Raw genomic sequence first — 9285 nt, forward strand, 5'->3', positions numbered from 1 at the left:
TGTCGGCAATGTGCGCCATTGGCCCGGTATCAGCCGGCAGGAACTGGTCTCCCTGTTCCCCAATGGCAAGACGCTGCATGTGCCGAGCGACGGCAGGCCGCTGCCCGGCTTTGAGCAGGCGCTCGCCTCCTACAAGGCGCGCAAGGGATCGGGCTCGCCGGCCATCGAGATGGCCAGTGCCGGCGGCAGCAGCAAGAAATCGGGTGGATTCCTGTCGGCTTTCTTCGGTGGCGGCGGCGACGACGAGGCCGACGACAGCGCCGATGTCGAGACCGCTTCGGCCGCCCCCCCGCCCAAGGCGAGAAACCTGAAGCCGGCAGCGGCGGCCAAGACCAGCAACCTCCCGGGCATCGCCATCGTGGCGCCGGAGAATGCGCGGCGCGCCGAGATTCCGCAGGTGACCGAACAGCAGGCTCCGGAGCCTGAACAGGACACGCCGGAGACGATCATCGCGGCATTGCCGGCCCGAAGCATTCCGCTGCCGGATTTCGCACCGCGGCCGAAAGCCGATGTCGGCGCGCAGCAGCCTGAGAATGTTCCCTTCGCGATGGCGGAGGCGACAGCCACCACCGAGCAGGCCGTGGCGACCGCGCATGCGCCGGCGAGCGTTCCTTTCGGCATGGCCGATGCAACGGCTTCGGCTGATGCGACCCAGGTCGCGGTCAACAACATACCGTTGCCGACATGGCGTCCCGACAATTCGCTGCCGGCCGCTCTGGCTGCGCCGCCCAGCAAGGATGTGCTGATGGCGCTGGCCGAGACGGCCGACCAAGGCAAGACCGCGACCGATGCGTTCTCGGTGCTGCCGACGGCGCGGCCCGAGATGGCCAGGCCGGACGCGGTCAAGGCCGTGCTCGACGAGGCCAATGCCCAGGTCGGTGCGGCCGATTACCAGCTTGCTTCCTTGTCCGGGTCCGAGCCGCGTTCGGCGTTCAACGATCCGGGCACCAACACCGCATCGCCGCGCGATGCTGTCGTGGCCCGCCCAGTCGGTTCCGATCCGGCCGCCGCGATCGGCGCCGGCGTCAAGACGACCCGCAAGGAATCGAGAGCCACCGCCCGCGACCTGAAGCCAGGCCCCAAGGCCATGGTGGTTGCAGCCGCACCGCAGGCCGCCCGTTGGGCCTTGACCAGCGGCGAGCAGGTCGCCACCGTTTCAAGCGCGACGACGGCGCCGGGTTACGCCTACAGCATCGTGCACACGCCGCCGAGCGAGGTCTACACCGCTGGCTTCCAGCCGAGCAGCCAGGTGGCCGATGCCAATCGCTTCACCGGCAACGCCGTCAAGTTCATGTCGGTAGCCCGCTTCCAGACCAAATGACGGCAAATCAACCGACAAAGCCGCGCCGGGCAACCAGCGCGGCTTTTTGCTGCGTGGCCGGATCCGGTCGCGCGGCCCGCCGGCTTCCGATCACACCGGCCTGACATTGCCGTGATCGTGGAACGCCTCGGGCCGTCAACGGTTTCTCCCTCGTTCGTTCAAACCCGGGGATACCCATGAAGAAGATTCTACTGGCATCGGTCATCGCGTTGGCAACCGCTTCGGCGGCCATCGCCCCTACGCAGGCCGAAACCATTGTCGTCAAGACCCACGATCACATGCACATGAAGAAGCACTGCCGGACCAAGGTTGTCACGACCTGGAAGCATCATCATAGGGTGGTCAGGGAAGTCAGGGTCTGCAACTGATCCGGCCAAGGCAGGCCTGGAAAAAACATCCGGCGGAAGCCCGGTCGACGCAAGTCGGCCGGGTTTTTCCATGCCGCCATGAAAGCCTTATTTTGTGAGCTTGCTCGCCGCGCGCGCCAAGCCTTCGATCTCGTCCCATTTGCCGGCCTTGACGAGGTCGTCGGGCGCCACCCAGGAACCGCCGACGCAGACCACGTTGGGCAGGCTTAGATAGTCAGCCGCGTTCTTGGCCGAGATGCCGCCGGTCGGGCAGAATTTCACATCGGCGAGCGGCGAGGCGAAGGCCTTCAGCGAAGCGATGCCGCCCGACTGCTCGGCCGGGAAGAATTTCAGGAAGCGCAAGCCGGCTTCGCGCGCGGCCATGATCTCGCCGGGGGTGATCGCACCGGGCAGCAGCGGAACATCGCTGGCGGCGGCTGCCGACAGAAGCTCGCGGGTGATGCCGGGGCTGACGATGAAGCGCGAGCCCGCGGCGGCCGCCTCTTCGAACTGCCTGGCATCAAGAATGGTGCCGGCGCCGACGATGGCTTCCTCGACTTCACCAGCGACCCGCCGGATCGCTTCCAGCGCGTCGGCGGTCCTCAGCGTGATCTCGATCGCAGGCAGGCCGCCGCGCGCCAGAGCGCGGGCCAGCGGCACGGCATTGGCGACATCGGAGATCTTCAGCACCGGGATGACGGGCTGGCCGTTGAGGAGCGACAGAAGTTTTTCGGTCTTGCTGGGCATGTGTCTCTCCGTGGCGTGGGACAATTCAACCGATTAGCAGAAGGCCGTTTTCCTGTCCACGAAACCGGCCGTGTCGCGATGTCACGCGTCGCCCATACTCGCCAAGCCCAAGTTGACAAGGGTGGCTGCCGGCTCGATGGTGCCGACAGCTTTGGTCCCGGTGGCTTTTCAGGATAGGAATTTTTTCTTGACTCCCTGATCTCAGCTATGGTACAAATTCACCCATGGTGCAGATTTGCGCCAGTGACCCGCCGAACAGGATGCCTGCTTTGCCTTGAATCGGCTTGCTCGAGCGTCTAGTGGCTTCGGCGATGACATCACTTCCACTCCTTCGCGTCGCCGCGCTCTACCGGTTTGCCCGGCTCGACGCTTTCGAAGAACTGCGCGCGCCGCTCGCCGCATTCTGCTGCGGGCGCGGCATAAAGGGCACGCTGCTGCTGGCGCATGAAGGCATCAACGGCACCGTCGCCGGCAGCGAGACGGCAATTGCCGAACTGATCGCGTATCTCGAAGCCATCGAAGGGCTTGCCGGACTCGAGGTCAAGTACAGCGCGGCCGCGGACATGCCGTTCCATCGCATGAAGGTGCGGCTGAAGCGCGAGATCGTCACCATGGGTGTCGATGACATCGATCCTTCGAAAAGTGCCGGCACCTACGTCGCGCCGGCCGACTGGAACGCTCTGATTTCGCAGCCCGGCACTGTCATCATCGACACGCGCAACGCCTATGAGGTGTCGATCGGCACGTTCAAGGGTGCGATCGACCCGGCCACCGCAAGCTTTCGCGAGTTCCCGGCCTGGGTGGAAACGCACCGGGCGGAGCTCGAAGGCCGCAAGGTTGCGATGTTCTGCACCGGCGGCATACGCTGCGAAAAGGCAACCGCCTATGTCAAATCGCTCGGCTTCGAGGATGTCTTCCATCTCAAGGGCGGTATCCTCAAATACCTCGAGGAGGTTCCGGCCGAACAGAGCCTCTGGCAAGGCGAGTGCTTCGTCTTCGACGAGCGGGTTTCGGTGTCGCACGGCCTTGCCGAGGGCGACGCGGAACTGTGCCGCGCCTGCCGCCACCCGCTGACGCCGGGCGAGCTGACGTCGCCCAAATTCGCTGCCGGTATTTCGTGCCCGCATTGCTTCGATGCGCGTTCGGACGAGGACCGCCAGCGTTATGCCGAGCGCCAGCGCCAGGTCGAGCTTGCGCAGGCGCGGGGCAGGGGGCCGCATATCGGCTCCTGATCCAGCATCGTGCTGCTGCAAAGCGGCTGCCTGTCATTGCAATGTCAAGTTTCGGGACCTACGTCTTCGACGTTCGAAACCCGCCCGTTGGCCGGGCAAATCCTGGAGGCACTGAATGTTCGATCCCAAGAAGCTTCTCGACGATCTGCTCGGCTCGCAAATCCCCGGCACCAGCGGCACCGTTCGCGACAAGGCGGGGCAGGCCGTGCAGATGGCCAAGGACAATCCGCTGGCCGCCGGTGCGCTGGCCGCGGTGCTGCTCGGAACCGGTACTGGCCGCAACGTGACGGGCGCCGCGGTGAAGCTTGGCGGACTGGCCGCGATCGGCGGCCTCGCCTACAAGGCCTACCAGAATTACAAGGCCGGCAACGCGCCCGCGGAAGCACCGGCGGCCGGTGAACCGGAATTGCTGCCGCCGCCCAAGGATACCCCCTTCCACCCGTCGCAGGCGCCGCAAGGCGAGGACGAATTCACGCTGACCCTGGTGCGGGCGATGATTTCGGCGGCGAAGGCCGATGGCCATATCGACGATGAAGAGCGCCAGAAGATCGCCGGCAAGCTCAGCCTGGCCGGCATAGGCTCCGACGCCGAAAAGTTCCTGATGGCGGAGCTGGCAAGCCCGCTCGACCTCGACACGCTGGTGGCCGGCGCCAAGACCGATGCGCAGAAGCTCGAACTCTACACGGCGTCGCGCCTGACCATCGATCCCGACACACGCGCCGAGCGCGGTTATCTCGACCTGCTTGCCGGCCGGCTCGGCCTGCCGGACGCGCTGGTCGACCATGTCGAGGCGACGGTTTCGGCGGCCAAGGTGCCGGCCAAGGCCGGGACGTCACCCAATCCGCGCTGGTAGGCCAAAACGGCACAGGGGGCACTTTCCGGGTTAACCGCTCATTAACCCAGCAAGCGCATCATTCAACACAGTCGGATCGGCTTTTCCTCCTCCCAAGCCCGGTTCAGATCAGGGGCGGTCGCCAATGGCCGCCCTTTTTGTCGGTCCGGCCGGATGGACACGCTTGCCATCGCCGCCGTCATTTGCGATGCCTTCCTTTTCGAGCCAACCCCCCAAAATCAGTCGAGCAAGCGCAGCGCTGCCGGAGGACAATAGCCATGACCGAGCAAAGAACCGCCATCGTCACCGGGGCCGGCACGGGCATCGGCAAGAGCGTCGCCACGGCGCTGCTCAGGGCCGGCTGGAACACGGTATTCTGCGGACGCCGCAAATCCGTGCTGGATGCAGCCGTGGCTGAGGCCGGGTCCACCGACGCCAAGGCCCTGGCGGTTGCCTGCGATATCAGCAAGGCAGGCGAGGTCGACGATCTGTTCGAGACCGTGGCGGCGGCCTTCGGCCGTGTCGACCTGCTCTTCAACAATGCCGGCATGGGCTACAAATCGACGCCGATCGACGAGATACCGGTCGAAGTGTGGAACGATATCGTCGGCGTCAACCTCACCGGTTCGTTCCTGTGCGCCCGTGCCGCCTTTGGCGCCATGCGCAAGCAGAAGCCGATGGGTGGCCGCATCATCAACAACGGTTCGGTGTCGGCCTATGCGCCGCGCCCGGGCTCGGTGCCCTACACGGCGACCAAGCATGCCATCACCGGACTGACCAAGACGCTGGCGCTCGACGGTCGGCCCTATGACATCGCCTGCGGCCAGATCGACATCGGCAATGCGCTGACCGACATGGCGCAGCCGATGACGGTCGGTGTGCCGCAGGCCAATGGCTCGATCGCAGCCGAAGCGGTGATGGATGTTCAGCGCGTCGCCGACGCCGTCGTCCACATGGCCAGCCTGCCGCTCGACGCCAACGTGCTGTTCATGACCGTGATGGCGACCAAGATGCCGTTTGTCGGGCGTGGGTGAGCAGCCCGGTTCGCGTAAGCGAATTCATCGTGCCAGTGGCACGATGAAAGGCCGGCGAACGCTGGGACGCTGCGAAGCAGCGGGGACCCAGCCGGATGGTTTTATTTCCCGGCCAGCGGCACGCCGGGCTTGAACAGCAGAATGGGCCTGATCTCGTAAACGGCGGTGGGATTGACGCGGCGAAGGTCGCGGGCGATCGCGATGGCCTCGTCTCGCGTGGCGCAGTCGACGACATAGAGCCCGAGCAACTGTTCCTTGGTTTCGGCGAAAGGACCGTCGATGATCACACCGTCGCCCGGGCCGCGCAGGGTGATGGCATCCTGTGTTGCGCCCAGACGCGCGGACGGCCCCAGCGTGCCTTCCTCATGAAGCCGGGTGTTGATCTTCAGCAGGTCGGCCATAAGTGCTGCATCTTCCTGCGGCGTCAGCGCCTTGATCGCATCTTCCACGTGATAGGCAAGGATTGCGTAGAACATTTTATGTCACCTGCTTCGATCCTGATCCAGGGAGCGTAGCGGTTCCCGACACGCCCGCCCAGCCTTGGCCGTGCGTGTCCGGACAGATCATGACACCATCATTGTCGCCAGCCGCAACCACCCGGAAAGAGGCCACCGGCCTGCTTTGAAGCCTACTTCGCCAGGAACGCTCCGATCCGCTCCAGCGCGCGCAAGATGTTCTCCTCGGAATTGGCGTAGGAGAGCCTGATATAGCCTTCGCCGAGAATGCCGAAATCGGGACCGCCGATCAGCGCCACGCCGGCCTCGTCGAGCAGTGCCGAGGCGAGCTTCTTGGCCTTCCAGCCGGTCTTCGAGACGTTGGGGAAGGCGTAGAACGCGCCCTTGGGCGTGATGCAGGATATGTTGGGCAGGGCGTTCAGTCCCTCGACGACGATCTTCCGGCGGCGGTCGAAGGCGCGCATCATCTCGTCGACGTCGTCCTGCGGGCCGTCGATGGCGGCGATGCCGGCAAACTGGCTCGGCGCGTTGACGCAGGACCAGCAATTGACCGCCAGCTTGCGCACCTTGTCGTAGAGATGGGCGCCCTTGTCGCCATTCGGCCAGATCGACCAGCCCATGCGCCAGCCGGTCATCGCCCAGGTCTTCGACCAGCCGTTGAGCACGATCAGCCGGTCGCGGATTTCGGGAAAGCCGAGCAGCGAGCAATGCGTCTCGCCATCATAGGTCATGACGTCGTAGATTTCGTCGGAGAGGATGGCGACCTGCGGATGCGCCTCCAGCCCCTTGACCAGTTTCTCGATCTCGGCGCGAGGCGTGACGCCGCCGGTCGGATTGGCGGGCGAGTTGAGGATCAGCAGCCTGGTCTTCGAGGTGATCAGCGCCAGCGTCTCCTCGGCCGAGAAGGCAAAGCCGTTTTCTTCGCGCATCGGCACGGGAATGGGTGCCGCACCCGTGAACTCGATCATCGAGCGGTAGATGGGAAAGCCGGGGTCCGGGTAGAGGATCTCGGCGCCGGGCTCGCCGAACATCAGGATCGCGGCGAACATGGTCGGCTTGCCGCCGGGCAGGATCATCACCGTTTCGGGCGATATCTCGACACCGGTGGTGGTCAGCGTGCGGCGCACCACCGCCTCGCGCGTCGCCAGCAGGCCATTGGCCGGCGTGTAGCCGTGATGGCCGTCGCGCAGCGCCTTGATCGCCGCCTCGACGATGTGCTGCGGCGTCTTGAAGTCGGGCTGGCCGATGCCGAGATTGACGATGTCGCGGCCTTGTTGGGCAAGTGCTGTGGCCCTCGCAAGCACGGCGAAGGCGTTTTCCTCGCCAAGGCGGTCGAAGGCCGAAATCGTGTGGAGCATTTTTCCCGTCCGTGTGGTTCTTGCTGTTGGGTCGCGTTTTTGTGAGCCTCAGCCCGCAAAAGTCAAACGGATTGGAGCATTCGGTGTCGGAAAATCTCAGGGATTGGCAACCGCGTCCGCGGCCTGAACGCAAGACCATCGACGGTCGATACGTCCGGCTTGAACCGCTGAGCGCTGCAAAACACGGCGACGGCCTCTATGAAGCGTCCTCCGTGTCCGATATCGACGACCGCTTCGCCTGGTTGCCCGATTATCCGCCGGAGACCCGCGCCGCCTTCCAGCCATGGCTGGACAAAGTCGAGGCCAGCGAGGATCCGCTGTTCTTCACCGTCATCGACAAGGCCAGCGGCAAGGTCGCCGGACGCCAGACGCTGATGCGCATCGATCCGGCCTACGGCGTCATCGAGATCGGCAACATCTATTGGGGACCGCTCATCTCGCGCAAGCCGGGAGCAACCGAAGCGCAGTTCCTGTTCATGAAATACATCTTCGACGGGCTCGGCTATCGCCGCTACGAATGGAAGTGCAACAACCGCAACGAGCCATCGAAGCGGGCGGCCGAGCGGTTCGGCTTCAAGTTCGAAGGCATTTTCCGCCAGCATCTCATCGTCAAGGGTGAAAACCGCGACACTGCGTGGTATTCGATCATCGACAAGGAATGGCCGGCGCTGCGCAGTGCCTATGAGGCGTGGCTCGATCCGGCCAATTTCGATGGCGACGGCCGGCAGAAGCGACGGCTCGAGGATTTTCGCGCGGAATTCGGCGCTTAGGAGTTCACTATTGGCACATACCCACGATCACACCGGGCACGGTCACGGCCCTGGTCATGTGCATGGCTCGACCGACAAGAAACGCGTTCTGATCGCAGCCTGCCTGACCGGCGGCTTCATGGTCGCCGAGGCGCTTGGCGGCATCCTCACGGGCTCGCTGGCGCTGCTGGCCGATGCCGGCCACATGCTCGCCGATTCGATCGCGCTCGGCCTTGCCTGGTATGCGTTTCATCTTGGCGGCCGGCCGGCGACCGTTCGCCTCACCTATGGCTTCGGCCGGGTCAAGACGCTGGTGGCCTATACCAACGGCATCGCCATCTTCGTCATCGCGCTGTGGATCGTCTATGAAGCCTGGGGACGCCTGCAGGCGCCGGCGCCGGTGCTTGGCGGGCCGATGCTGGTGGTGGCGATCCTCGGCCTGCTGGTGAACCTCGGCTCGTTCTTCGTGCTGCATGGCGGCGACCGCGAGAGCCTGAACATGCGCGGCGCCATCCTGCATGTGCTTGGCGACCTGCTCGGCTCGGCGGCGGCCATCGCGGCGGCGCTGGTCATCCTGGCGACCGGCTGGACGCCGATCGACCCGATCCTGTCGGTCCTGGTTTCACTGCTGATCCTCTACACGGCGTGGTCGCTGATGCGGGAGGCCGCCCATGTCCTGCTCGAGGGCGTGCCGCCAAGCCTCGACCGAGATCTGATCGCCAGGGATATCCAGACGACGATCCACGGTGTACGCGAAGTGCACCACATGCATGTCTGGTCGCTCGACGGGACCAGCAATATGGCGACGCTGCATGCCTGTCTAGACGAGGGCGTCGATGCGCATCAGGCGGTGAGTGCCGTCAAGAAGCGGCTTGCCAGCGAGCACGGCATCAGCCATGCCACCGTGGAACCGGAATTCGGGCAATGCGCCGACGATGGCGACGAGCACGACCACGGGCACGAGCATGAAGCGGCTGCATATCACGACCACCATCACTAGGACCGGATCGATCGATGTCGATCGTCCTGCCTCAGGAGTTGCAAAACCTTGAAAACCAGCTTGACGAACGCCCATCCTCCGGACGCGGCATGATGGACCGCGACACCAGGAACGCGGTCATCGCTGCCGCGTGGATCATGCTGCTGTTCGGTATAGGCGCCTACTATCTGCCGACCGTGATGCTGGCACTCGGCAGCCTTTCCACTGTGC

10 protein-coding genes and 1 pseudogene are annotated in these 9285 nt (G+C 64.7%); 8 read left to right on the top strand and 3 right to left on the bottom strand.

The window, feature by feature from the left end:
- Together ENZ75_RS11160 and ENZ75_RS11165 are read left to right on the top strand one after the other, a co-directional pair.
- Positions 1 to 1321, top strand: a 1321-nt coding sequence (locus ENZ75_RS11160) for a peptidase M15 (protein WP_128278101.1), incomplete at its 5' end; no start/stop codon positions are given.
- Positions 1322 to 1497: 176 nt separating this feature from the next.
- Positions 1498 to 1689, top strand: a complete 192-nt coding sequence (locus ENZ75_RS11165) for a hypothetical protein (protein ID WP_013529739.1) — start codon at positions 1498 to 1500, stop codon at positions 1687 to 1689.
- 87 nt (positions 1690 to 1776) lie between these two features.
- Here ENZ75_RS11165 and ENZ75_RS11170 read toward each other — a convergent pair whose 3' ends face one another.
- The gene (locus tag ENZ75_RS11170) at positions 1777 to 2415 is read right to left on the bottom strand and encodes a 2-dehydro-3-deoxy-phosphogluconate aldolase (protein ID WP_027161408.1); all 639 of its coding nucleotides are present in this window, start codon (positions 2413 to 2415) and stop codon (positions 1777 to 1779) included.
- Positions 2416 to 2726: 311 nt separating this feature from the next.
- On the opposite strand from ENZ75_RS11170, the gene ENZ75_RS11175 reads away from it, so the two are divergent.
- From ENZ75_RS11175 to ENZ75_RS11185, 3 genes are all read left to right on the top strand, one after another.
- Positions 2727 to 3647 (top strand): rhodanese-related sulfurtransferase, encoded by a 921-nt coding sequence (locus ENZ75_RS11175; protein ID WP_013529741.1) that lies wholly within the window; start codon positions 2727 to 2729, stop codon positions 3645 to 3647.
- Between the two features lie 115 nt (positions 3648 to 3762).
- A complete protein-coding gene (locus ENZ75_RS11180; protein WP_024502721.1) occupies positions 3763 to 4500 on the top strand; it encodes a tellurite resistance TerB family protein in 738 nt (245 codons plus the stop codon).
- A gap of 257 nt (positions 4501 to 4757) precedes the next feature.
- Positions 4758 to 5513: an SDR family oxidoreductase gene (locus tag ENZ75_RS11185; RefSeq protein WP_063168939.1), complete on the top strand. Its 756-nt coding sequence runs from the start codon at positions 4758 to 4760 to the stop codon at positions 5511 to 5513.
- Positions 5514 to 5614: 101 nt separating this feature from the next.
- On the opposite strand, the gene ENZ75_RS11190 is transcribed toward ENZ75_RS11185, so the two are convergent.
- Together ENZ75_RS11190 and ENZ75_RS11195 are read right to left on the bottom strand one after the other, a co-directional pair.
- Positions 5615 to 5989: a YciI family protein gene (locus ENZ75_RS11190; RefSeq protein WP_013529744.1), complete on the bottom strand. Its 375-nt coding sequence runs from the start codon at positions 5987 to 5989 to the stop codon at positions 5615 to 5617.
- Positions 5990 to 6141: 152 nt separating this feature from the next.
- Complete coding sequence (locus ENZ75_RS11195; RefSeq protein WP_024502719.1) at positions 6142 to 7326, bottom strand: pyridoxal phosphate-dependent aminotransferase; 1185 nt, start codon at positions 7324 to 7326, stop codon at positions 6142 to 6144.
- Positions 7327 to 7409: 83 nt separating this feature from the next.
- Here ENZ75_RS11195 and ENZ75_RS11200 point away from each other — a divergent pair, with 83 nt between their 5' ends.
- The 3 genes and pseudogenes from ENZ75_RS11200 to ENZ75_RS11210 form a co-directional block, all read left to right on the top strand.
- Positions 7410 to 8096, top strand: coding sequence for a GNAT family protein (locus ENZ75_RS11200; RefSeq protein WP_063170329.1), 687 nt, complete (start codon positions 7410 to 7412; stop codon positions 8094 to 8096).
- Between the two features lie 10 nt (positions 8097 to 8106).
- Positions 8107 to 9075: a cation diffusion facilitator family transporter gene (locus ENZ75_RS11205; RefSeq protein ID WP_063168938.1), complete on the top strand. Its 969-nt coding sequence runs from the start codon at positions 8107 to 8109 to the stop codon at positions 9073 to 9075.
- Between the two features lie 14 nt (positions 9076 to 9089).
- Positions 9090 to 9285: pseudogene (locus ENZ75_RS11210) on the top strand (hypothetical protein); the annotation flags it as partial.

The organism is Mesorhizobium sp. M7A.F.Ca.CA.002.04.1.1, from assembly GCF_004022805.1.
Classification (GTDB): Bacteria; Pseudomonadota; Alphaproteobacteria; order Rhizobiales; family Rhizobiaceae; genus Mesorhizobium; species Mesorhizobium ciceri.